Raw genomic sequence first — 23,325 nt, 5'->3', positions numbered from 1 at the left:
TATGAAGCTCAGCCCGAAACGCAATGATTAATTTTGAACGCAACCGTTCTTAATAGAGCCTGCCGTGTCGCTGCTGACCCTCGACGAGAACCGCCTGTCCCTCGCCCATGATCGGGACTGCGCGCGCATCTACCGGCTGATCCTGAACGGCCAGGCCCATTCGCGCACCGATATCGGCCGCATGCTCGAACTGCGCTCGACCAGCGTCTCCCGCGTCGTCGGCGATCTCATCGCGCGCCGCCTCGTCATCGAGACCGTCGGCGAGGCCGCCGGACGCGGGCGGCCGCCGGCGATCCTCGTCGCCCATACCCGCCGCATCGGCGCTTCCGTCATCTATGTCTCCAGCCAGTCCCTCTCGGGCGCATTGGTCGATCTCAACGGCCATCTCGTCGCCGAACGCCGCCGCGCCATCGCCGGCCAAGCCGACAATGCCGCGATCGCCGAGGCCATGGCGGAGCTGGCGCGCGACCTGCTCGACGCGATGCCACCCGGCATGAGCCATGCCGGCACCGCCGTTTCGCTATCCGGCCTGATCGATCTGAAGCGCGGCCAATGGCTGCTGGCCTCGCGCTGGCCACGCATGCGCGGGCTCGATATCGGCGCGGTGCTCGCGCCGGTTGCCGGTCCGGTCGAGATCTGCCGCAACCTCGACGCCGAATTGCGGGCCCGCGCCGCGCGCGAGCCCGAGCAATTCGCGGGTGGGACCATCCTGCTGCACTGGGGCTGGGGCATCGGCCTCAGCTTTGCGGTCGACGGCGAGCCCTTCGCGCCGGCCGGTTCCTTCGGCGAGATCGGGCATTGGCGCTTGGCGGCTCTGGACGGGCGCCCCTGCGGCTGCGGCAACACCGCCTGCCTCGAGACCGGCGCCGCGCTCTGGTCGCTGCTGCCGGCGCTGCGGCGCCATTGGCCCGACCTCGACCAGGACGAGATCCGCCTCGCCCGGCAGCTCGCCGGTCTCGATCTGCTGGCCCTGCCGGAGATCGAGACGGCGGCACAACTCCTCGCCCGCGCGCTCGCCAATGCCTGCCGCCTGCTCTTCCCCACGCGGATCGCGGTGAGCGGCCCGTTCTCCGCCAATCCCCAGCTCTGGGCCCGGTTCAACACGCTGTTCCGCGCCGAAGGCACGATGGACGGCTTCGCGGTACCGGACCTCGCAGGCGTGCCAGCCAGCCATCTCTACGAGATTCACGGCGCCGCCGCGCCCTTGCTCAGCCGCGCGACCGAGGCGTTGCTGCTGGAAAGGGGCTGATCCACCCGCGCCATATTCTCCAATCCGATGCCCGCCATGCCGCGGAATGCGCTGGCGCACGCACGAGTGGTGCACTAGTATCCCAGACTAGAGCTCCCGATGCCGCGGACGGCATCGACACAAGAGAGCCGTGAACCCAGGGAGAGAACATGACTTATCCGACACGCCGTACCGTCATGGCCGGAGCAGCCGGCCTCGCCGCCTTGAAAGCCGGCGGAGCGCTGGCGCAGAGCGCCCCCGTGGCACTCAACATCATCGACGTAGCCGGCAACCTGCAGCTGACGCAGGCGGCCATCGAGAAGTTCGCCAAGGACAATCCGAAGCTGATCTCGCGGCTGAACTTCTCGCGCGCGCCTTCCCCGGAGCTGCCCGCCAAACTCAAAGCCCAGCAGCAGGCCAACCGCGTCGACATCGACCTCGTGCTCACCGGCCCCGGCGCCATGTCGGACGGCATCCAGCAGGGGCTCTGGGTCGACGTGTGGAAGTCCCACGCCAAGGACCTGCCGAAGCCGGAGGAGGTCTATCACGAGCAGGCGCTGATGATGCAGCGCAACTTCGGCCAGAACGAAGGCGTCGCCGTCGTGTATTCCCCGTCGGGCCCGCTCTTCGAATATGCGCCCGAGCGCCTCAAGAGCGTGCCGAAGACGGCCGAGGACCTGCTCGCCTACGTCAAGCAGAACCCGAAGCGCTTCACCTATGCCCGCCCCGTCAATTCAGGCCCCGGCTGGACCTGGCTCATGGGCCTGCCCTACATCCTCGGCGATGCCGACCCGACCGACCCGATCAAGGGCTGGGACAAGAGCTGGGCCTATCTCAAGGAGCTCGGCACCGGCGTCGACTACTATCCGGGCGGCACCGCCGCGACGATGAAGGAGCTCGGCGAAGGCACGCGCGACGTCATCGTCTCGACCTTGGGCTGGGACATCAATCCCCGCGTCCTCGGCATCGTGCCGAAGGAGGCCAAGGTCTTCGTCCTCGCCAACACGCACTGGATTCCCGACACCCAGTTCATGTGCATCCCCAGGGGCGTGGGAGCCGACAAGATGCCGGCCCTCGTCGCGCTGATGGCCCATATGCTCAAGCCCGAGGCGCAGGCCGTGACCTACGACAAGGGCTATTTCTATCCTGGCCCGGCCGTGAAGGGCGTGACGCTCGCCATGGCGCCGCAGGAAAGCCGCGACATCCTCGCCGAATATGGCCGGCCGGAATATGACGGGCTGATCACCAGCCTGCCGACCCGCCCGCCGCTGACGCCCGAGCGCCTCGTCGCCGCCTTCCGGCGCTGGGACCAGGAGATCGGCATCGGCCACGGAGCTCCCCAGTAGCCATGCGCTTTGCCGCCATCGGCCTCGACCACCGCCATATCTACCATATGGTCGGTGGTCTCCTCGAAGCCGGCGCGACCTGCGTCGGCTTCGACCCCGCGACCAGCGATGAACGCGTCCTCACCGGCTTCCGCGAGCGCTTTCCCGATCTGGCGGAGAGCACGGCCGACCGGCTGATCGAGGACGCGTCCATCGACCTGATCGTCTGTGCCGCCATTCCGGCGGGGCGCGCCGACATCGCCATCCGCGCCATGCGGGCTGGCAAGGACGTGATGGTCGACAAGCCCGGCGTCACCAGCTTCGATCAGCTTGTCGCGGTGGAGAAAGCCGTCGCAGAGACCGGGCGGATCTTCTCGATCTGCTTCTCCGAGCGCTTCATCGTTCCCGCCACGATCATAGCCGGCAAATTGATTTCCGATGGCGCGATCGGCCGCGTCGTACAGACGCTTGGTGTGGGCCCCCACCGCCTCAACCGCGCGATCCGGCCGGATTGGTTCTTCGACAAGCGCCATTATGGCGGCATCCTCACCGACATCGCCTCGCACCAGATCGACCAGTTCCTGCATTTCACCGGCTCGGAGGGCGCCGAGATCATCGCCTCCGGCGTCGGCCATTTCGGCATCCCCGATCTGCCCGACTTCGAGGATTTCGGCGAGGTTCTGCTGCGCAGCGACAGGGCCGGCGGCTATGTCCGCGTCGACTGGTTCACCGCCGACGGGCTGTCGACCTGGGGCGACGGGCGCCTGACCATTTTGGGCACCGAAGGCACGATCGAGCTGCGCAAATATGTCGATATCGCCGGCCGCGCCGGCACCGACCACGTCTTCCTGGTCGACAAGGCCGGCACCCGCCACATCAACGCTTCCAGCGAGCCGCTGACTTACTTCCGCAATCTGGTCGCCGATATCGGCGCGCGGACCGAAACCGCGATGAGCCAGCGCCACGCCTTCACCGTCTGTCGGCTCGCGCTGGAGGCGCAGGAGAGGGCGGCCTGGCTGCCGGCTCGACCGAATAACGCATGAATGTCATCCCGGGTCGCAGCGCAGCGGAGACCCGGGATCCACGCCTGAACCTTTGCCGGAAGCGCTCCGGCATGGATCCCGGATCAGCGCGGCTTCGCCGCTTGTCCGGGATGACCGCGGTTGAACGATTTAACGAGGACGGGGATCGCCTGACATGACACGCAAGCTCGGCATCGCCGTGATCGGGCTCGGCCCGGCTTCCCTGCCGCACTCCAAAAGCCTGCTCGACCTCGCCGATCGTGCGGATGTCCGCTGGGCGGTGAGCCGGACGCCGGATCGCGCCGAAGCCTATGCCAGACAATTCCCCTTCCCGACGACCACCGATTTCGATGCCGTGCTGACAGACCCTGCCGTCGATGCCGCCATCGTCCTGACCCCGCCGAGCAGCCATCTCGACGTCTCCGCATTCTGCCTTGAAGCCGGCAAACATGTTCTCGTCGAGAAGCCGCTGGAATTGACCAGCGAGCGCGGCCAGCGCCTCGTCGACACCGCGCGCCGCACCGGCAAGACCTTCGGCGTCGTGCTGCAGCACCGCTTCCGCCCGGCAAGTTTGCGCCTGAAGGCCGCCCTGCAATCGGGCGAACTCGGCACGATCGAAGCCGCCTTCCTCTCCGTCCCGTGGTGGCGCCCGCAGAGCTATTACGACGAGCCCGGACGGGGCACGCTCGCACGCGATGGTGGCGGTGTGCTGCTGACGCAGGCGATCCACTCGCTCGACCTGTTTCGCTCGCTCGTCGGCGTCTCCACGGTCGTCGCGGCACAGGCTCGCACCACCGCGCTCCATCGTATGGAGACCGAGGACTACGTCTCGGCGTTGCTGGAAACCGGCAATGGTGCGCCCGCCACGCTGGTGACGACGACCGCCGCCTATCCCGGCTATCCCGAGCGTATCGAGATCACCGGCACCAAAGGCTTCGCAGCCCTGATCGGCGGGCGCTTGCGCCTCGCTTTCCTCGACGGAAGCGAGGAGATCGTCGAGGCCGAGGGCTCGACCGGAAGCGGCGCCAACATCATGGACTTCCCGCATGATGCCCACCGGGCCGTCATCGCCGACTTCATCGACGCGATCGCGCAAGGCCGCGACCCCGTCGTCACCGGTGAGGAGGCGCTGAGCTCGCAAAGGCTCGTCGACGATATTTTGCAGGCAGCGCGCCGCAGCGCTTGACTTGTATCTGATTTGTATCTTCCTATACGGCATCCCGCCGGGAGTGCCGCATGGTTCGCTATCAGGAGATCGCCCACAGTCTCGAACTCGGCCTTGCGGCCGGGGGGGACGCTGCCCGGGCGATTCCCTCGGAGCATGAGCTCTGCGAACGCTACGGCGCCAGCCGCACGACGATCCGCGCGGCACTGAAGCAATTGCAGGACCAGGGGCTGATCGAGCGCCGGCAGGGCAAGGGCACCTTCTACCGGCCGCGCCACATCACCAAGCATCTCGGCAGCATCGTCGACTTCCACAGCGAGGCCCGCATGGCGGGCCGCGTGCCGAAGACGCAGGTTCTCGCTCTAACCTCCCGCGGGGCGACGCCGGCCGAATTCGCGCTGTTCGGCGGCGATATCGCCAAAGACGGCATCGTCGAGCTCCTGCGCCTGCGCAGCCTCGACGATCAGCCGGCCGTGCTGCAGCGCTCGCGCCTCGGTGCCGCCGTGCTCGGCGAGGCGAAGGCGGACGCGCTGATGAACGCCTCGCTCTATCGCTATCTCGCCGAATGCCGCGGCATCCATGTCGCCACGGTCGAGGAAACGCTGGAGCCCCTCGCTGCGGGCGTCGAGGATGCCGGCCATCTCGGCATCCCCGCCGGCACGGCGATCTTCCGCTCGCAGCGCGTCGCCCGCGATGGGATCGGAGCCGTCGTCGAGGTCAGCGACAACCTGATCCGCGGCGACATCTACCGCTTCACCATCCGCCGGCAGGTCGGGAGCGCCGCATCATGAGTGTGGTTCTTGCCTGCGACCTCGGCGGCACCAGCTTCCGCGCCGCGCTCGTCGACGCGCAGGGCCGTACGCTTGCGGAAAGCGTCATCATCGGCCCGACGCTGATCGACCGCATGGGCTGGTCGGAGGTCGATGCCGAAGCCTGGTGGACGATCTTCAGCGAAGCGGCCGACCAACTCGCCGAGGCCGAACCGGAGCTGTTCGGCGCGGTCGAGGGCATCGCCATCTGCGGCGTCACGCGCACACAGGTCTTCCTCGGCCGTGACGGGCGCCAGCTCCGGCCGGCCATCACCTGGAAAGATACCCGTTCGGAAGCCGCGGCGGCGCGGCTGCGTGGCCGGCTCGGCAGCCATCCCGAGGCCGAGCGCATCAACGCCTTCCACCCGCTGGCTCGCCTCGCCTGGCTGGCCGAGGAAGAAAGCGCGTGCTTCAGAGCCCTGGCCAGCGTGCTGGAGCCGAAGGATTGGCTCAATTTCCGCCTCACCGGCAAGCAAGGGGGAGACCCCGTCTCGATGGCCCGGCTCATGGCCTGCACCGAAGGGACGGAAAGCGGCGCCCCCCTTGCGGCCATCGGGCTGACGGCCTCCGTCATCCCGCCAGTGCTGGAGCCCTGTGCGGTGCTGGCACCGGTTCAGCCCGGTCTGCCGGGTGCGCTCGGCCGGCTGGCGGGCGTCCCCGTCTTCTGCTCGTCGAGCGACACATGGGTCGCCGTCACCGGGCTCGGCGCGATGCGGGCCGGATTCGCCTACAACATCTCCGGCACCACCGAAGTCCTCGGCGTCGTCGGCGAGAACGCCGCTGCCGCGGAAGGCCTGCTGACGGTCGACTGGCGCGGCCTCTGGCAGCTTGGCGGCCCCAGCCAGAACGGTGCCGATACCGCCGCCTGGCTGGTCTCGCTGCTCCACGGCACGGAACCCGGTTTCGCCAGCGTCGGCGACGGCATCGGCAGGCTCCTCGCCGGGCGCCGGCATCCGCAGCCGCTCGTCTTCCTGCCCTATCTCCAGGGTGAGCGCGTACCCTATTGGAATCCGGCTTTGCGCGGCGCCTTCCTCGGCCTCGGCCGCCAGCACGGCGCGACCGATCTCGCTTACGCCGTGCTGGAGGGCGTCGCCTTCCTCAACCGCATCGTGCTCGAACGGGCCGAAGCCGCCCTCAGTGGCCCGGTCGGCGAAATCCGCTTCGGCGGCGGCGCTGCTTCCAACCCGGTCTGGGCGCAGATCAAGGCGGATATCTGCAACCGCCCGGTCGTGGTCGGCGCGGCGAAGGAACCCGGCCTGCTCGGCGCCGCCATCATCGCCTGGACCGGCCTCGGCCGCTTCCCCTCGCTCGCGGCAGCGCAGGAGGCACTCGTCGCTCCTGCCCGCCGCTATGAGCCAAGCCCCGCCCGCCGCGACGCCTACGACGCCCTCTTTTCCGTCTTCCGGCGCGCCGAAGCCGCGCTCGCTCCCGTCTCGGCAGATCTCGCCGGGCTCTCGCGCAGCGCCGGCAGCCTGCCCGGCATCCATACCCCGCCATCGCTTCCGTAAGGACCCGACGCCATGAAGACCCTCGTTCAGACCGAATATGGCCGCGACCACCTGCTGGTCGGCTGCGTCCATACGCTCGCCTTGCCCGGCACGCCGCTCTACGACCGCAGCGGCGGCATGCGGAAGATCATCAACCAGGCGAAGGAAGAAGCCAGGATCCTGGAGGAGGCCGGCTTCCACGCTCTGCTCTACACCAACGAATCCGACATGCCCTATGAGTCGAACATGCCGGTCGAGGTCGTCGCGGCGATGACCGAGGTGATCGCCGAATGCCAGGCGCGGACGAAGCTGCCGCACGGCGTCAACATGCTGATCGACCCGCCAGCCTCCATCGCCGTCGCCCATGCCACGGGCGGGCGCTTCGTGCGCGCCTTCCTGACCGGGCTGCTCGCCGGCGATATCGGCATGATGACGCCGGATGGCGCCCGCGCCCTGCGCCTGCGCGCCAATCTCGGCGCCGAGAACATCCGCATCATCTGCAACGTCACGCCGGGCTTCTCGATCAACCTCGACAATCGCCCGGTCGAGCAGCTCGCCTCCGGCGCGGTCTTCATCGGGCTTGCGGATATCGTCTGCGTCGGCGGGCCCGCTGCCGGCAAGGAGGCCGATATCGCGGTGATCGAGCGCGTCGCGAAGCAAGTCTCGGACACGCCCGTCGCGGTCGGCACCGGCGTCGCCGAGGAGAATATCGCACGGCTCGCGGAGGTCGCCGAGATCTTCATCATCGGCACCTCGATCAAGAAGGACCGCCAGACCCTGAATCCGGTCGACCCGAAGCGCGCCGAGGCGCTGGTGCGCGCCTATGAAGCCCGCAAGGCCGCCTGAGATGGACAGGCCCGCACCCGCAAAGCCCGTCACCCTCGTCACCGGCGCCTCCGGCGGCATCGGCTCGGCGCTTGCCTTGGCGCTTGCAGCGGCAGGCCATCGCCTCGTGCTCTGCGGGCTCGATCCGGCCGGGCTCGACGCTGTGGCCGCCGAGGTCGCGGCCGCAGGGGGCGAAACGGCGACGCTGGCCGGCGATGTCCGCGAGCGCGACTTCGCGCAGGCCGCCGTCGATCTCGCCACCTCCCGCTTCGGCCGGCTCGACCATCTCGTCACGGGTGCCGGCGCCTCGCGCCCGGTGCCATTGGTCGAGATGGAGGATGACGAGTGGGACAGGCTCGTCGACATCAACCTCTCGGCCGTCTTCCGCATCTCGAAGGCCGCCGCCAGGCAGATGATCGATCAAGGCGAAGGCGGCGCGATCGTCCACATCTCCTCGATCGCTCATGCCAATGGCGGCGCCAATCTCGCCTATGGCTCGGCCAAGGGCGGCGTCGCGACACTGACCTACGGCATGGCCCAGCAGCTCGGCCGGCACGGCATCCGCGTGAATGCAGTTGCGCCCGGCATCATCGATACGCCAATGGTGAGGAACGGATTCGCCCAGCAGTTCAACGCGCTGGTCGAGGGCGCGGCGCTGCGTACGCCGCTGGGGAGATTAGGACGGCCCGAGGATGTCGCCAACGTGATCGCTTTCCTGCTCTCGCCGGGCGCCGCCTTCGTCACCGGGGCGCTGATCCCGATCACCGGCGGCATCGAGATTCTCTCGCCGATCTCCACCATCGCGAAGGGGGCCTGAATTGGGCCGCATCGACCCGCGTGAGGTGATCGGGCGCTACGGCACGGCTCTCGCCGGGCTGGCGCTGATCCTGTTCTTCCTGATCTTCGCGCCGAACTTCGCAAGCGCCACCAACATCATCAACGTGCTGAAGGATACGAGCTTCCTCGCCATCCTGGCACTCGGCTTCGCGCTCGCCTTCACCGTGGCGGAGCTCGATCTCTCCGTGGCGGAGATGGCGAGCCTGGCCGCGGTCGTCTGCGGCTGGCTGGTGCAATTGCAATATCCGCCCATCGTCGCCGTCGCGGCGGCACTTGGCGTCGGCATCGTGCTCGGCTCGCTCAACGGCTACGGCGTCACCGTGCTGCGCATCCCCTCGCTGATCATGACGCTCGGCACCGCGGCGATCGCCAAGGGCCTCGCCTTCATGATCACCCAGGGCGTCGCCTTCGTCGGGCGCTGGCCGGTCGGCTTCACCGGGCTGGCGCGCGGCTACAGCTTCGGCATCCCAAATCTCGTGCTCTGGATGGCCGGCGCCACGCTCTTCGCCTGGGGCCTCGTCAAATGGACCAGAACCGGCGCCCATATGGTCGCAACCGGCGAGGCCGACGAAGCCGCACGGCTCGCCGGCATCGCAACGGCGCGGATGAAGCGCATCGGACTGCTGCTCGCCGGGGTCTTCGCCAGCATCATGGCGGTCCTGCTGGCGGCCAACCTGTCCTCGGCCGCGCCGAACATGGCCGGCGACTACCTGCTCTACGCCATCGCCGCCGTTCTGCTCGGCATGACCATGTTCGATCCGGGCAAGCCCAACATACCGGGCACGGTCTTCGCGGCGCTGGTGCTGAAGGTGCTCGGCAACGGCTTGGTGCTGCTCGGCGCGCCCTATTACATTCAGGACATCGTGCTCGGCGCGATCATCATCGGTTCGGTCGCCTTCTCGGCCAGCGCGATGAAGAAGGCGGCGTTCAAGGTCTAGTGCGGATATAAACGATCCATAACGAGGGGAGTGGTTTCGATGTTCGGCAGGAGTGGTCTTGGTTTGAGGAAGATGCTGGTGGCCGCCGCCGCGCTCGTCGCGCTCGGGCAACCGGCCGGGGCCTTCGAGGTCGGCATCATCGGCTTCCAGTTCTCGTCGGAGACGCATGCCCGCGTCGCCAACGCCGCGGCCGCCGCCGCCAAGGCCAAGGGCTGGGGCGTCACGCTGCTGAACTCGGAAGGCGCGCTGCCGAAGCACGCCGAGCAGTTCGACGCGCTGATCGCCAAGAAGGTCGACGCCATCATCATCGCCATGGGCAAGCCGGTGGAGGCCGACGCCCAGTTCAAGGCGGCCAAGGACGCCAAGATCCCCGTCATCACGGTCCAGTCCGGTTCGAGCCCGCACGCGCTCTTCGACATCCAGACCAACGAATACAAGGTCGGCGCCGAGGCCGCGCTCTATCTGCTCGGCCAGCTCGGCTATCAGGGCAACATCGTCAGCGCCCGCTTCGACCTCAACGTCGCCTCGCGTATTCGCGGCCGTCTGCTCGACGCCGTGCTCGCCGAGAACCAGGCGGTGAAGGAACTCGGCAAATTCTCGATGGCGCGCACCCAGAGCTGGCGCGACGACGTCCGCGCCGGCATGCAGGCACTGCTGCTGCAGAACCAGGGCAAGATCAACGGCATCTGGGCGTCCTTCGACGGACAGGCCTACATCATCGACGACCTGCTGCAGGCGCAGGGCGTGAAGAAGGGCCAGATACCGCTGATCTCGGTCGACGGCGGCAAGGAGAGCTACGAGCGCATCGCCGATCCCGCCTCGACCTTCGTCGCCACGGTTGCGATCCCGTTCGAGGAGATGGGCAAGCAGGCCGTCGACGCGATCCAGACGATCGTCGTCGAGAAGAAGCCGAAGGAAACCATCGCGTCGGGCCCCTATCTCTTCACGGAAGCCGTGCTGGTCGACAAGAACAACGTCCAGCAGTTCCTGAAGAAGTGAGGACGGGAACCGTCATGCTCGGGCTTGCCCCGAGCATCTCGGAAACCAGCGCCCTCTCGTACTGAGCTTCCCGGGTCGAAGCCTGCTTCGCCCGGGAATGACGGCAGCCGTTCCGCAATCCCGGATGATCCATCCATGACCCCCACCCCCCTCCTCTCGCTGCGCGGCATCGGCAAGAGCTACGGCCCGGTCGTCGCTGTCAGCGACGTTGATCTCGACATCTTCCCTGGCGAGGTCGTGGCCTTGTGCGGCGACAACGGCGCCGGCAAGTCGAGCCTGATCAAGGTGATTTCCGGCGCGGAGGAGGCGTCGGCCGGCACGATCAGCCTGCGCGGCAAGCCCGTCACCTTCGCCTCGCCGCATGATGCGCTCGAGAACGGTGTCGCGACCATCTATCAGGACCTCGCGCTCGCCCCGCGCCTCTCCATCGCCCAGAACGTCTTCATGGGCTCGGAGCTGACCAAGCCGGTGCTGCTGCCCTTCCTGCGCATCCTCGACAAGAAGCGGATGATCGCGGAATCGCAGCGCTACCTGTCGCAGCTCTCCGCCGCCGTCACAGACATGACCCGCCCCGTCGAGCGGCTCTCCGGCGGGCAGCGTCAGGCGGTCGCGATCTCGCGGGCGCTGCGCTGGAACGCCGAGATCATCATCATGGACGAGCCGACCGCCGCGCTCGGCGTCAAGGAAAGCGCGCTCGTGCTCGACCTCATCCGCAAGCTCAAGGCCGACGGGCGCACCGTCATCCTGATCAGCCACAACATGCGCGATGTCGTGGCGCTCGCCGACCGCGTCGTCATCATGGGCGCCGGGCGCAAATACGTCGACCGCCCGCTTGGAGACCTCACCGCCGACGACATCGCCCATCTGATCATGGCCGGCAACGCCAAGGCGGCCTGAGACCATGCGCGAGACGATCATCGTCGACACCGATCCGGGGCAGGACGACGCCGTCGCGCTGCTGCTCGCCTTCGCCAGCCGGGATCAGCTCGATGTCAAGGCGATCACGACGGTCGCCGGCAACGTCCCGGTCGCTCAGACCACGGCGAATGCGCTGCGCATCCGCGACCTGGGCGAACGCGCCGACATCCCCGTCCATCGCGGCGCCGAAGGCCCCCTCGTCTTCCCGCTTGAAACGGCCGAATTCGTCTGCGGTCCGGATGGGCTCGCGGGGGCGGGGCTTCCTGCGCCTGCAAGCGAAGCCGCACCCGGCCATGCCGTGCAGACGATCATCGACATCTGCCGTGCGGCCCCGGAGGGTGAAATCACGCTCTGCCCGCTCGGGCCGCTGACCAATCTGGCGCTCGCCTTCCGGCTCGCGCCGGACATCCTACCGAAGGTCAAGCGCATCGTGGTGATGGGCGGCGCCATCGGGCTCGGCAACATCACGCCCGCGGCCGAGTTCAACACCTATGTCGATCCGCACGCCGCCGCGGTCGTCTTCGGCTGCGACCGCCCGATCGTGATGTTCGGCCTCGGCGTCACGCTCCAGGCGATTGCCAGTCACGCGCAGATCGCCCGCATCGGCACGCTCGGCACCAAAACGGGCGCGGCGATACACGGGATGCTCAACCGCCCACGCCCCGGCGGACTCGGCTCCGACGGCCATCCGATGCACGACCCCTGCGTCATCGCCTTTCTGCTCTGGCCGGAGCTGTTCGACGGGCGTGATTGCTTCGTCACGGTCGAGACCGGCGATAACCCCTTGCGCGGCCGCACCACGATCGACTGGAACGGACGGCGGAAACAGGTGCCCAACGCACATGTCGTCTCGGCCGTGAAGGCCCATGAGCTGTTCGAGCGCCTGATCGAGCGCCTCGCCACCTTGCCCTGAGAGATAAAAACCATGCCGCATTTCGTCGAAGCGCTGCAGCTGGAGGCCGCTGAGGCCATCGCGCAGATGCAGGAGGCCGCATTGCGGGCGCGGCATGCCCATGCCCGCGCCGAGCTGATGCGGCACATGCTGACCACCGCCCGAAAGGTCAGGGACAAGCCGAAGGCGGAAGCTGTCGAGACTGTCGTGCGCGAATGGATGGACGCCTGGAACCTCGGCCGCGCCGAGTGGCCGCACATCGCCCGCGAGATGGAGGCCTTCACCGAGGCCTTCCATGACTACGCCAACGATCCCGGCGAGGCGCATGACACGCGCTTGCGCGAAACCTGCGCCACGCTCGACGCCGTCCTCGAACAAGAAGGCACCTCGATCTCCGACCAGATGGCCTTCCGCTCGCAATGCGCCCATGGCTGGTGGGAGCTGGTGAAGCCGGTCCCGGACGATCTGCCCGGCCGCAAGGCGCGGCCCTCGATCCCCCCGCTTGAATCCGGCAAAGCATTCTGGGAAGCCGGCTGCGCCGAGTTCTGCAAGTAGGCTGCGTTCTCACGGAAGCGCGGGTCATCCCGGCCGGAGCGAAGCGCAGAGCCGGGATCCATGCCTGAACCTTGCTCGGAAACGCTCCAGCATGGATCCCGGGTCAAGCCCGGGATGACCGCGTATTTCCGCGACAGAACAGCGAGCCCGGTGCTCAGCTCTCCAGGAACTGCATCCTGTACAGCCGGGCATAGGCTCCGTCGCGGGCCAGAAGCTCGTCATGGCTGCCGGTCTCGACGACTTTGCCCTCGTCCATCACAACGATCAGGTCGGCCTCGCGAATGGTCGAGAGCCGGTGCGCGATGACGATGGTGGTGCGCCCCTTCATCAACTTCGCCAGCGCCTGCTGGACGAGGCGTTCGGATTCGGTGTCGAGCGCGCTCGTGGCTTCGTCGAGCAGCAGGATCGGCGCATCCTTTAGGATGGCGCGTGCGATGGCGATGCGCTGGCGTTCGCCGCCGGAGAGCTTGTGGCCGCGCTCGCCGACCGAGGCGCCGTAGCCGCCCGGCATCGCCATGATGAAGTCATGTGCGGCCGCGGCCTGGGCGGCGGCGACGATCTCCTCCTGTGTGGCATCGGGGCGGCCGAAGGCGATGTTGGCGCGCACCGTGTCGTCGAACAGCACCACGTCCTGGCTGACCACGCCGATCCGATGGCGCAGGCTCTCGAGCGTCACGCTGCGCAGGTCCTGACCATCGATCTCGATGCGCCCCCCACTCGGATCGTAGAGGCGCGGCACCAAGGCGAGCAAGGTCGACTTGCCCGAGCCGGAGCGGCCGACCAGCGCCGTCATCTTGCCGCCCTGGGCGACGAGTTCGATTCCCTCCAGCGCGCGCTGATCCTCGCGATAACGGAAGCGCAGATGCCGGAAGGCGACCTCGCCGGTCTCGATCGCCAGGGGCTTGGCGCCCGGTCTTTCGACGATCTGCGGCTTCTCGTCGATCAGAGCGTAATAGCGCTTCAGAGAGGCGCCGGCTTCCTGGACGATGGCGTTGAGGTTGCCCAGCGAACGCATCGGCTGCGCCGCGAGCAGCAGCGCCGAGACATAGCCGGTGAAATCACCCACAGTCGATGAGCCCGAAGTGATGCGCACCCCGATCGCGGCGAGCACGCCCGCGACCGCGATGCCGCCGCCGACCTCGAGCAGCGGGTCGAGACGGCCGCGCGCGTTGGCGGCCTTCATCTTCAGGGTCCTGATCGTCTCGAAGGCGCTGCCCGCGCGCTGCTTCAGATAGGGTTCGAGCGAATCCGTCTTGGCGACGCGGGCTCCCTGCAGGCTCTCGGTGACGAGGCTTGCCATGATGCCGGTCTGCTCCTGCTGCGAACTCGCCATGCGCCTGAGCTTGCGGCCGATACGGCCGATCGGATGAGCCACCACCGGCGCGATCAGCAGGACCACCAGCGTCATCTGCCAGTCGATCCAGAACAGCGCGCCGACGAGCGCGATCGCCGTCACGACGTCGCGGATGGCGATGTTCACGATCCGCGTCAGAGCCTCCTTCACGAAGGTGAAGTCGGTGGTGAAGCGCTGGGTCAGCGAGGCCGGGTTCTCCTTCTGCAACTGCGCGAGGTCGGCATCGATCAGATGGCCGTAGAGCGCGGTCTGCATGTCGGCTTCGATGCGGCTGACGACATTGTTGGTCATCACCGTCTGGGCGAGCAGCGAGAAGCCCTTGATGGCGGTGACGATGACGACCACCGTCGCGATCGCGTTCACCACGCCGATCTCGTAGTTGATCGACTTCGAGACCAACCGCTCCATGCGCCTGACGAAGCCGGTCGATTCGGCCGTCAGCGGATCGGCGAAAGCGTCGAAGGCCGCCTTGATCAGGAGCGGATAGAAGCTCGTCGTCGCGGCGATGATCACCACGAGCGCGAGGATCATTGCCATCTGTGGCAGGTAGGATTTGATCTGCTCGCGCCAGACACGGGCGAAGAGCGCGAGGGTATCGTCGGTAACGCGTCCGATCTTCATGGGCCGCGCCTATCACGGCGGGGCGGCAAGCGCCACTGGGCGCATGCCCGCATGGAGGCCGGAGGCCTTGCTACGGACACGAAGCTGTCTTCCCATGGCCACAACCGATTCAGGAGACTCCATGCCGCTATCGCCGCCGGCCCAGCCCGGCCAAAGCCTCGCCGAAATCGAAACGCCGTCCCTCGTCCTCGATCTCGATGCCTTCGAGCGCAACCTCGTCGCCATGGCTGCCTTCACCCAGGCTCACGGCGTCCGGCTTCGGCCCCATTCGAAGACCCATAAGAGCCCCGAGATCGCCCTGCGCCAGATCGCAAACGGGGCGGTGGGGCAATGCTGCCAGAAGGTCTCGGAGGCCGAAATCCTGGTCGCGGGCGGCGTCGGCGACGTGCTGGTGACCAACGAGATCGCGAGCCCCGCCAAGCTCGACCGGCTGGCCCGGCTGGCCCGCAGCGCCCGCGTGGGCTTGTGCGTCGATCACCCCGACGGCGTGCGCGAGGCGGCGGAGGCGGCAGCCCGCCAGGATGTCACGCTCGACGTCTATGTCGAGATCGATGTCGGCGGCCGGCGCTGCGGCGTCGCGCCCGGCGAAGGCGCCGTCAGGCTCGCGGAAGCGATCGCCCGCTCCAACACGCTGCGCTTCGCGGGCATTCAGGCCTATCATGGCTCCGCCCAGCATATGCGCTCCATCGACGAGCGGCGCGAGGCGATCGAGCGATCGGGGCTCGCCGCGCGCAACACCGTCGAGCGTCTCGCCCATGCCGGGCTGAACTGCGAGATCGTCAGCGGTGCCGGCACCGGCACGCACGAGCTGGAGACGCAATCCGGCATCTGGAACGAAATCCAGGCCGGCTCCTACATCTTCATGGACGCCGATTACGCCCGCAACCGCCAAGCCGATGGCACGCCGTTCCGCAGCTTCGAGCATGCGCTCTTCATCCTCGCCGGGGTGATGAGCAAGCCGGTGCCGGACCGCGCCATCGTCGATGCCGGCCACAAGGCCGCCGCCATCGATTCCGGCATGCCGACCGCGTTCCGTCGCGACGGCGTCATCTACACCAAGCCCTCCGATGAGCACGGCATCCTGACCGGCGATCCGATCGCGCTGCCCCATCGCGGCGACAGGCTGCTGCTCGTACCCGGCCATTGCGACCCGACGGTCAACCTGCACGACTGGTATGTCTGCGTCCGCGGCCTGCACGGGCCGGACGCCCATGTCGAGGCGCTCTGGCCGGTGGCGGCGCGCGGCGCCCTGACCTGACGCATCGGCCCGCAAAGTGGGAACCGGCTTTCGGAAGCGGCCGATGCGAAACGCAAGCGCATAGCCATGCTCGCGGAACTCGCCCTGCGGCTGGCGACGCCGGCCGCGCGGATGACGCGCAAGCTCGGCCTGGTGACCGAGAGCGTCGCGCTCTGGTCGCGCGGCCTCCGGCAGCGCCGCGCCTGGGCCGAGCATCACGCTCGCTGCCGGGCCGTAGTGGCGCAAGCAATCGCCGAACTGCCCGAGCGGCGGACCGCCGTCATCCTCGGCTCCGGCCTGCTGCGCGACATCCCGCTCGGCCTGCTCTGCGCGAATTTCGAGCGTGTCCTGCTGGTCGATGCCGTCCATCTCCCTCAGATCAGGTTACGCATGCGCTTCCGGCGCAATGTCACGCTGTTGACCCGCGACCTGACCGGCATCATGGGCTGGCTCGCCGGCGAGGGCGACGGCCGCAGCGATCCGCTGGCCGACCTCGTCGCCGATTCGAAGCTGGACCTCGTTGTCTCAGCCAATCTGCTTTCGCAGCTCGCCTGGCCCATCGAGGACTGGCTTGCCGACAACCCGGCCCGCGCGGCGACGCTGCCACCCGATCTGCCGGCACGCTGCATCGCCTGGCACATCGCCGATCTCGGCCGCTTCCGCGGCCGCGTGATCCTGCTGAGCGATGTCGAGATGATAGAGCGCGATCGCTCAGGCGCGATCGTCGACCGGCTCGATCTCACGCGTGGCGTCGAACTGCCTGCGCCGGACGAAAGCTGGGACTGGCCCGTCGCGCCCTTCGGCGAAGCGGCTCGCGACCGCGAGAGCATCCACCGCGTCGGCGCCTGGCCGGATTTCCGCTAGAGTGCGCTGTCGTCCGACGCTTTCAGGATGCATGCGAAACCGCGCCGTCATCCCGGGCTTGACCCGGAATCCATCGAAGGACACCGGAGCTCTATGATGGATCCCGGATCAGCGCCGCTGACGCGGCTTGTCCGGGATGACGAGGCGGTTCCACAGGATACTAGACCTTACGGCCGCCAACCGGTTTCCTCGACAGGAGCGCTCTCGCGCTCCTCCTGGCGGCGCGCCTCCTCGACGATGGCGAAGAGCGCCCGCAACGACGCATCGACGCCCTCGCCCGAGGCGGAAGACAGAATGATCGGCATGCGCTTCGCCGCCCGTTTCAGCCGTGCGACCTGCTCCTTGAGCAGCTCCGGCGTCAGCGCGTCGACCTTTGAGAGCGCGACGATCTCCGGCTTGTCGGCCAGCCCCTCGCCATAGGCCTCGAGCTCTTCGCGCACGGTCTTGTAGGCCTTGCCGGCGTGTTCGCTCGTGCCCTCGACCAGATGCAGCAGCACGCGGCAGCGCTCGATATGGCCGAGGAAGCGGTCGCCGAGGCCGTGCCCCTCATGCGCGCCCTCGATCAGCCCGGGAATGTCGGCCAGCACCATCTCGCGCCCGTCGACCCGTACCACGCCGAGGCCGGGATGGAGCGTGGTGAAGGGATAGTCGGCGATCTTGGGCTTCGCCGCCGTGACGGTGGCGAGGAATGTCGACTTGCCGGCGTTGGGCAGGCCGACGAGCCCGGCATCGGCGATCAGCTTCAGCCTCAGCCAGACCCAGCGCTCCTCGCCGGGCAGGCCGGGATTGGCGTGGCGCGGCGCTTGGTTCGTCGAGGTCTTGAAATAGGCATTGCCGAAGCCGCCATTGCCGCCCTTGCACAGCACCAAGCGCTGGCCCGGCTCAGTCAGGTCCGCGATCTTGGTCTCGCCGTCCTCTTCGAGGATCTCGGTGCCCGGCGGCACCTTCAGCACGATCGCCTGCGAATTCGCGCCATGGCGATCCTTGCCCATGCCGTGCTCGCCGATCTTCGCCTTGAAATGCTGCTGGAAGCGGAAATCGATCAGCGTGTTCAGCCCCTGCACGCATTCGACGACGATATCGCCGCCGCGCCCGCCGTCGCCGCCATTGGGCCCGCCGAACTCGATGAACTTTTCGCGGCGGAAGGAGACGCAGCCCGCGCCGCCGTCACCGGCCTTCACATAGATCTTGGCTTGGTCGAGGAATTTCATGCCGTTTCAGTAGTGATGACAGAAGGAAAGGGCAATGCCGCCTTTCCTTCTCGCCCCTCGCGTCAGGAGGAATGATGTCAAGCCGCAAGCCGCAGCATGCTCATTTCCTCGCGAAGCGCGTCGGCGAAACGCCGCGCCGCGAGATCGGGATGCGGCGCCATGATCAGCCCGACGGAGAGCTCGAACAGGGGCGGCAGGCCCTCGGCCGGGCCGAGCCGGCGGAGCGAGGGCGGCATCGCGCTTTCGGTGATCGCCGCCACGCAGAAGCCGGCTTCCACTGCCGACAGCACGCCCGACGTATGCGAGCAGGAAAAGACGAGCCGATGCGCCTTGCCGGCCGTGTTGAGCGCAGCAAGGATGCGCGGCCGCGCCCGGCATCCCTCGGCAAAGAGCGCGAGCGGCAGAGTCTCCTGTAGTTCCGGCCGGTGGCCGCGCGCCGCCACCCAGACCAGCGGCTCGCGCCGCAGCATCTCGCCCATCGGCTTGTTCGGATCCTGCGTGACCACGGCGATGTCGAACTCTCCGGCCAGCAGCGCCGGCTCGATGCGCTTCGACAGATCGCAGCGCACTTCGAGCTCGACCTTCGGATGCTCGGCGGCGAAACGCGCGATCAGCGGCCTGAGGTAGGCATCCATGTAGTCGTCGGGAATGCCGATGCGCAGCCGGCCGGACGGGGTGTCGCCACTGAGATCGGCCAGCGCCTCGCGCTCCACTGCAAGCAGGCGCCGCGCATGGGCGATCAGCCGTTCGCCGGCATCGGTCGGCGTGACGCCGCGCCGGGAGCGCTCCAGCAGCTTGTGGCCGAGCTGGTTCTCGAGATCCTGAATCCGCACCGAGATCGCCGACTGGGTGCGGCCGAGCCTGGCGCTCGCAGCGGTGAAGCCGCCGGTTTCGGCCACGGCCACCAGCATGCCGAGCGCGGCAAGGTCGAAATGAACGGTCATGACGTGCCTCCCTGGAACGAGGGCCTTCGATCGATTTTAAGAATGGTTAAATCAGAATAATCCGTTTTTCCGATGGAAGGAAGCGCCCTATATCCACGCCTGAACGAGGCTCAGCCCGCCGCATCGTCGCGACCGAAGCTGGCTTCAACTCAGTCAGAAACACCATGTCAGCTCCCGCCATTTCCGTCCGGCCTGCCTCGCCCGCGCTCGCGATGTTCCTCACGCTGCTCGCCGGCGCGACGTTCATCGGCTTCTCCGGCATCTTCGTGCGACTGGCCGATGTCGGCCCCGCCGCGGCCGGGTTCTGGCGCATGGTGTTCGCCCTGCCGGTCCTCGCCGCCTGGACGGCGCTGGAGCAGCGCAAGCCTGCGGGCGACAAGGTGCGCGGCGGCGCTTTCGGCGCGGTCGCGCTGGCAGGCCTGACCTTCGGCATCGACGTCACGCTCTACAACGCGGCGCTCGGCCACACCACGATCGCCAATGCCTCGCTGCTCGGCAATCTCGCCCCGGTCGGCGTCGTGCTGGGCGGCTGGCTGCTGCTCGGCGAGCGCCCGTCCCGGCGCATTCTCGGCGCGCTGATGCTCGCGATCGCCGGCGCGCTGCTGCTCGTCCTGCCGAAATTCACCGGTGCCGCCCAGGTTTCGGGCAATCTGCTGGGCGACAGCCTCGCCGTCGGTGCGGCGATGTCCTACGCCACCTATATCCTCGCCGTGCGCCGTGCCCGCGACCGGGCGGATGCCGGATATGTCAGCCTCGTCTCCAGCGTGGTCTGCGCCGTCTTCTGCCTTGCGGCAGCGCTGGCGCTTGATGAGGCCATCATTCCGTCGAGCCTGCAGGGTTGGCTCGCCGTCGCCGCGCTCGGCCTCGTCTCGCATGCGCTCGGCCAAGGGCTGATCACGCTCTCGCTCGGCAGCTATGGCGCCAGCGCCGCCTCGCTCGTCATGGTCTGGCCGGCGCTGGTCAGCGTGCTCGCCGCCTGGGCGCTCTTCGGCGAGCAGCCGACGCCCGTCCAGGCTTTCGGCGGCGTCGCCATCCTCGCCGCCGTGCTGATGGTCCGGCGCGGCTGAACCGCAAGGCTCACGCCGTTGCCTTGACGCCGTAGTGCAGGATCACGGTGCCGTTCTTCAGCGGACGGGCCGCGATCAGCGAGAAGCCGCGTTTGTCGGTGCCTTGCTTGAAGAAAGGCGTGCCCCGGCCGATCGTGACCGGCGCGACCCCGAGCATGATCTCGTCGACCAGCCCGGCGGCCAGCAGCGATTCCGTCAGCTCGGCGCTGCCGAAGACATAGATATCCTTCCCCGGCATGGCCTTGCGACGGACGATCTCGCCGGCGATGTCGGCCGTCACCGTCGTGTTGTTCCAGTCCGAGCCCGTCAGGCTGCGCGAGGCGACGAGCTTCGGCAGGCTGTTCATGAAGGCCTTGGTCTCGCCCTCCTCCTCCGCGCTCGTCCAATAGGCCTTCATGCCCTCATAGGTGACCCGGCCGAAGACCAGCAGCCCGGCCTTGTCTCCGAACTCGCTGCTCATCTCGTTCAGTTCCTCGCCCCAGGCATCGCTGTGGAAGGCCAGATCCCATTTTTCCGGCCCTTCGAAGAAGCCCTCCAGCGTCATCAGATTCCAGACCATCAGCTTGGCCATCTCACCTCTCCTGCTGCGCTCGGATAAACCGGTTGTGAATTGCAATTGGTTGATGATTATCCAAACCGATCCTACATTGCAATCAGTTTGGAGACGAGCATGCGCGAGACCGGCCGTTCGGGCTGTCCGATCAATCGGACACTGGAAATCCTGGGCGATCGCTGGAGCCTGATCGTCCTGCGCGACATCATGTTCGGCAATCGCCGCCATTTTCGCGAGCTGCTGTCGAAATCGGACGAGGGCATCGCCTCGAACATCCTCGCCGATCGACTGAAGCGTCTGGTCGAGAAGGGCCTGCTCTCGCGCCGCGACGATGCCAGCCACAAGCAGAAGGCGATCTACAGCCTGACCGAAATGGGCATCGCGCTCGTTCCCGTCTTCGCCGCGATGGGCGAATGGGGCCGCCGCTTCCTGCCGGTGACGGAGGAACTCTCGATCCGCGCCGAACTCCTGAGCGAAGGCGGCCCGGCCCTGTGGGAGCGCTTCATGCAGGAACTCAGGCACCTGCATCTCGATGCAAACAAGCCCGAGCACTCCGTGCTCGGCGAGCTGACGCAGGCCTATCAAGCAGCGCTGGCGCGGCGGAAGGCTCTGGCAGGCTGAGCCGCACGGACACCGGCCGACTTATCCCCGGTGGCCAGGACTACCGGACAATAGGGCTCCTCTCAGGAGCCCGTCATGCCAGCCCACCATCGCTTTTCTGACCGCGGGAGCGAGCTTCGCACCCTGCGCATGCGCCTGCTTCGCCTGCGAGACGAACTCGGTCTGATCCGGCGCGATCACTGGCTTCGCAAATACAATCCTTCCCAACCCCGCGTTCCTGCCGGCGGCCCTGGCGGTGGACAGTGGACCAGCGGCGCGGGAGGTGGCGGCGGTTCAGGCGGCGGAAACCCGGATTTTCCCGACGGCACATCGCTCGACGCAGATACCGGCTGGTCCTCGCTCGGCGAGGGCTGGAACGAGGACGGCTCGGTCTTCGAGCAGGCCGTCACGGACGGCCAGGGCACGACGATCCAGTCGGAATACGCCGCCTCGCGCGCCGCCGGCTTCGACGAGCGCCAGACCGTCACCCGACCCGATGGCAACACGGTAAGCTTCGAAACGACAGACAAGGTCCAGTCGCTTCGCGACGGCGGCCCAGACGGAGAAATAGTCAGCCAATCGGTCTGGGGAGAAAATGGACCAGACGTGGTCGAGGCGAGATGGCGACGCGGCGGAGGATCAGGAGGTTCTCGGTCGCAAGCGGCCGGCAAATTGTTCGACTGGTTCAATAGCCTGGGAGAAAGCAGCGGCGCTCTACCCGTTCTAGGGTTTCGTGCCCACGATTATGCACCTGGGAAGGCCGATTCTTTCAGCACGTCATGGGTCGGCAAGGTTGATCGTGCCGAAGTCGAACAAGCCTGCCCTTACCTCCCAAAAATCCAGGAAATGTTGGATGATGCGGCACGCGAGGCCGGACCGCCGAGCAATTTCTCAACGATGCAGAAATACGGCACAGACGTTCATCTCCGACTCAAGAATCGCGTCGATGTCTGGAACAATCCTGCCGTCGTCGCAGAACGGTCCTACTTCAAAGAATTGCGCGAATTGGGGGAGCAGCCTTATGGAACAGCCGGAACCAAACGTTTTGATGTCTTTGAAAGAGGAATCAATGGGACCCGTTGCCTTTACGATATCAAGACGGGCCGCGAGCTCTCACGTTCTGAGGCGGACATTACCGCCGATGCCGCTATGCGCATTCGCGGATCAGTGAATCGACTTCTCGTAATCGAGTTGAGGCCTCGACTTTGACAACGCGGCGACAGATCGACGAGCTTCTTCATCCCTATCGGCAGCGCAAAGACCTTCATGTCCGTGGGCATGAGATTTATCTCGTGCCTATCCATCATGTCACCCGCGGCCTCAGAATATATCGGACGGGTGAGGCCGATCGTTTTGACATCGCCTTGTTCGTCGGCCTCAGCTTTGACCCGGCGTTGGGGACCCCACGTGCGGTGTCCCAGGTTTTCAGATGCGAGAACTGGCTGGCCCGCTGGACGGAGCCGAATCTTCAGCAGCATTTCGAACGCATTATCCGAGAATACGTCTTGCCGTCGCTGAGGCCCCTGAACTTAGCAACTTTTGCCATTGAACAGGACCCACTTCGTCAAGGGCCGGAACTCCCGCTCGAAGATGCGTTCGAGCTCGTGCATATGAAGGCCTTGCTCCATACCGCTCGGGGCGATTTCAAAGCTGCAGCCGCAAGCCTTGAAGTTCTAACTGAAATCCCGCGCGGTCACCGCGTGATGGAGCCGGTCCTGAGTGCCCTTCTGGACCATCTCCGGCCACTGATCTTGGCCAATGACCGCACCGCGGTGGCTGCCATGTTGCACGATTGGGAAGCGGACTCGATAGGGCGCTGGGAATTGTCCGCGCATCACGAACGCACGCCCTTCCCGCTCGAACTCCAGTCCTGA

At 67.0% G+C, this 23,325-nt stretch carries 23 protein-coding genes; 19 read left to right on the top strand and 4 right to left on the bottom strand.

Annotated features, from left to right (window positions below):
- Positions 1 to 64 precede the first annotated feature (64 nt).
- From AC2FAN_RS14175 to AC2FAN_RS14115, 13 genes are all read left to right on the top strand, one after another.
- Positions 65 to 1,249: an ROK family protein gene (locus AC2FAN_RS14175; RefSeq protein ID WP_485174851.1), complete on the top strand. Its 1,185-nt coding sequence runs from the start codon at positions 65 to 67 to the stop codon at positions 1,247 to 1,249.
- A gap of 149 nt (positions 1,250 to 1,398) precedes the next feature.
- A complete protein-coding gene (locus AC2FAN_RS14170) occupies positions 1,399 to 2,574 on the top strand; it encodes an extracellular solute-binding protein (protein WP_485174849.1) in 1,176 nt (391 codons plus the stop codon).
- A gap of 2 nt (positions 2,575 to 2,576) precedes the next feature.
- Positions 2,577 to 3,596, top strand: a complete 1,020-nt coding sequence (locus tag AC2FAN_RS14165; RefSeq protein WP_485174847.1) for a Gfo/Idh/MocA family protein — start codon at positions 2,577 to 2,579, stop codon at positions 3,594 to 3,596.
- A gap of 154 nt (positions 3,597 to 3,750) precedes the next feature.
- A complete protein-coding gene (locus tag AC2FAN_RS14160) occupies positions 3,751 to 4,761 on the top strand; it encodes a Gfo/Idh/MocA family protein (RefSeq protein WP_485174845.1) in 1,011 nt (336 codons plus the stop codon).
- A gap of 50 nt (positions 4,762 to 4,811) precedes the next feature.
- Complete coding sequence (locus AC2FAN_RS14155) at positions 4,812 to 5,531, top strand: GntR family transcriptional regulator (RefSeq protein ID WP_265050708.1); 720 nt, start codon at positions 4,812 to 4,814, stop codon at positions 5,529 to 5,531.
- Complete coding sequence (locus AC2FAN_RS14150) at positions 5,528 to 7,057, top strand: xylulokinase (RefSeq protein ID WP_485174843.1); 1,530 nt, start codon at positions 5,528 to 5,530, stop codon at positions 7,055 to 7,057. Before AC2FAN_RS14155 ends, AC2FAN_RS14150 begins: the two co-directional genes overlap by 4 nt.
- A 12-nt stretch (positions 7,058 to 7,069) precedes the next feature.
- Entirely contained in the window at positions 7,070 to 7,882 is an 813-nt protein-coding gene (locus tag AC2FAN_RS14145) for a BtpA/SgcQ family protein (protein WP_485174841.1), read from the top strand.
- A gap of 1 nt (position 7,883) precedes the next feature.
- Positions 7,884 to 8,678, top strand: a complete 795-nt coding sequence (locus AC2FAN_RS14140; protein ID WP_485174840.1) for an SDR family NAD(P)-dependent oxidoreductase — start codon at positions 7,884 to 7,886, stop codon at positions 8,676 to 8,678.
- 1 nt (position 8,679) lies between these two features.
- Entirely contained in the window at positions 8,680 to 9,636 is a 957-nt protein-coding gene (locus tag AC2FAN_RS14135; RefSeq protein WP_485174838.1) for an ABC transporter permease, read from the top strand.
- A 78-nt stretch (positions 9,637 to 9,714) separates the two neighbouring features.
- Complete coding sequence (locus AC2FAN_RS14130; RefSeq protein WP_485174836.1) at positions 9,715 to 10,635, top strand: sugar ABC transporter substrate-binding protein; 921 nt, start codon at positions 9,715 to 9,717, stop codon at positions 10,633 to 10,635.
- A gap of 135 nt (positions 10,636 to 10,770) precedes the next feature.
- Positions 10,771 to 11,532, top strand: coding sequence for an ATP-binding cassette domain-containing protein (locus AC2FAN_RS14125; protein WP_485174834.1), 762 nt, complete (start codon positions 10,771 to 10,773; stop codon positions 11,530 to 11,532).
- 4 nt (positions 11,533 to 11,536) lie between these two features.
- Positions 11,537 to 12,466, top strand: a complete 930-nt coding sequence (locus AC2FAN_RS14120; protein WP_485174831.1) for a nucleoside hydrolase — start codon at positions 11,537 to 11,539, stop codon at positions 12,464 to 12,466.
- Between the two features lie 12 nt (positions 12,467 to 12,478).
- Positions 12,479 to 13,000, top strand: a complete 522-nt coding sequence (locus AC2FAN_RS14115; RefSeq protein WP_485174829.1) for a hypothetical protein — start codon at positions 12,479 to 12,481, stop codon at positions 12,998 to 13,000.
- Between the two features lie 154 nt (positions 13,001 to 13,154).
- Here AC2FAN_RS14115 and AC2FAN_RS14110 read toward each other — a convergent pair whose 3' ends face one another.
- Entirely contained in the window at positions 13,155 to 14,975 is a 1,821-nt protein-coding gene (locus AC2FAN_RS14110; RefSeq protein ID WP_485174827.1) for an ABC transporter ATP-binding protein, read from the bottom strand.
- 121 nt (positions 14,976 to 15,096) lie between these two features.
- Between AC2FAN_RS14110 and AC2FAN_RS14105 the strand changes: the two genes are divergently transcribed.
- Both AC2FAN_RS14105 and AC2FAN_RS14100 read left to right on the top strand, forming a co-directional pair.
- Entirely contained in the window at positions 15,097 to 16,233 is a 1,137-nt protein-coding gene (locus AC2FAN_RS14105; RefSeq protein ID WP_485174825.1) for a DSD1 family PLP-dependent enzyme, read from the top strand.
- A gap of 66 nt (positions 16,234 to 16,299) precedes the next feature.
- Positions 16,300 to 17,076 (top strand): hypothetical protein, encoded by a 777-nt coding sequence (locus AC2FAN_RS14100; RefSeq protein ID WP_485174823.1) that lies wholly within the window; start codon positions 16,300 to 16,302, stop codon positions 17,074 to 17,076.
- Between the two features lie 167 nt (positions 17,077 to 17,243).
- On the opposite strand, the gene obgE is transcribed toward AC2FAN_RS14100, so the two are convergent.
- Together obgE and AC2FAN_RS14090 are read right to left on the bottom strand one after the other, a co-directional pair.
- The gene (obgE, locus tag AC2FAN_RS14095; RefSeq protein ID WP_485174821.1) at positions 17,244 to 18,287 is read right to left on the bottom strand and encodes a GTPase ObgE; all 1,044 of its coding nucleotides are present in this window, start codon (positions 18,285 to 18,287) and stop codon (positions 17,244 to 17,246) included.
- Positions 18,288 to 18,364: 77 nt separating this feature from the next.
- Positions 18,365 to 19,231, bottom strand: a complete 867-nt coding sequence (locus AC2FAN_RS14090; protein ID WP_265050721.1) for a LysR family transcriptional regulator — start codon at positions 19,229 to 19,231, stop codon at positions 18,365 to 18,367.
- 164 nt (positions 19,232 to 19,395) lie between these two features.
- Between AC2FAN_RS14090 and AC2FAN_RS14085 the strand changes: the two genes are divergently transcribed.
- The gene (locus AC2FAN_RS14085; protein WP_485174819.1) at positions 19,396 to 20,298 is read left to right on the top strand and encodes a DMT family transporter; all 903 of its coding nucleotides are present in this window, start codon (positions 19,396 to 19,398) and stop codon (positions 20,296 to 20,298) included.
- A gap of 10 nt (positions 20,299 to 20,308) precedes the next feature.
- Here the strand turns inward: AC2FAN_RS14085 and AC2FAN_RS14080 are convergent, their stop codons facing one another.
- On the bottom strand, positions 20,309 to 20,869 hold the full coding sequence (locus AC2FAN_RS14080) for a dihydrofolate reductase family protein (RefSeq protein WP_485174817.1): 561 nt from the start codon (positions 20,867 to 20,869) through the stop codon (positions 20,309 to 20,311).
- Positions 20,870 to 20,968: 99 nt separating this feature from the next.
- On the opposite strand from AC2FAN_RS14080, the gene AC2FAN_RS14075 reads away from it, so the two are divergent.
- The 3 genes from AC2FAN_RS14075 (at position 20,969) to AC2FAN_RS14065 (ending at position 23,325) form a co-directional block, all read left to right on the top strand.
- A complete protein-coding gene (locus AC2FAN_RS14075; protein WP_485174815.1) occupies positions 20,969 to 21,472 on the top strand; it encodes a winged helix-turn-helix transcriptional regulator in 504 nt (167 codons plus the stop codon).
- A 75-nt stretch (positions 21,473 to 21,547) separates the two neighbouring features.
- Positions 21,548 to 22,660, top strand: a complete 1,113-nt coding sequence (locus AC2FAN_RS14070) for a hypothetical protein (protein ID WP_485174813.1) — start codon at positions 21,548 to 21,550, stop codon at positions 22,658 to 22,660.
- A complete protein-coding gene (locus tag AC2FAN_RS14065; RefSeq protein WP_485174811.1) occupies positions 22,657 to 23,325 on the top strand; it encodes a hypothetical protein in 669 nt (222 codons plus the stop codon). Before AC2FAN_RS14070 ends, AC2FAN_RS14065 begins: the two co-directional genes overlap by 4 nt.

The sequence above is a fragment of the Allobosea sp. RIT-PG3_2 genome, assembly GCF_057321085.1.
This window is presented reverse-complemented; position numbering and strand designations above follow the sequence as displayed.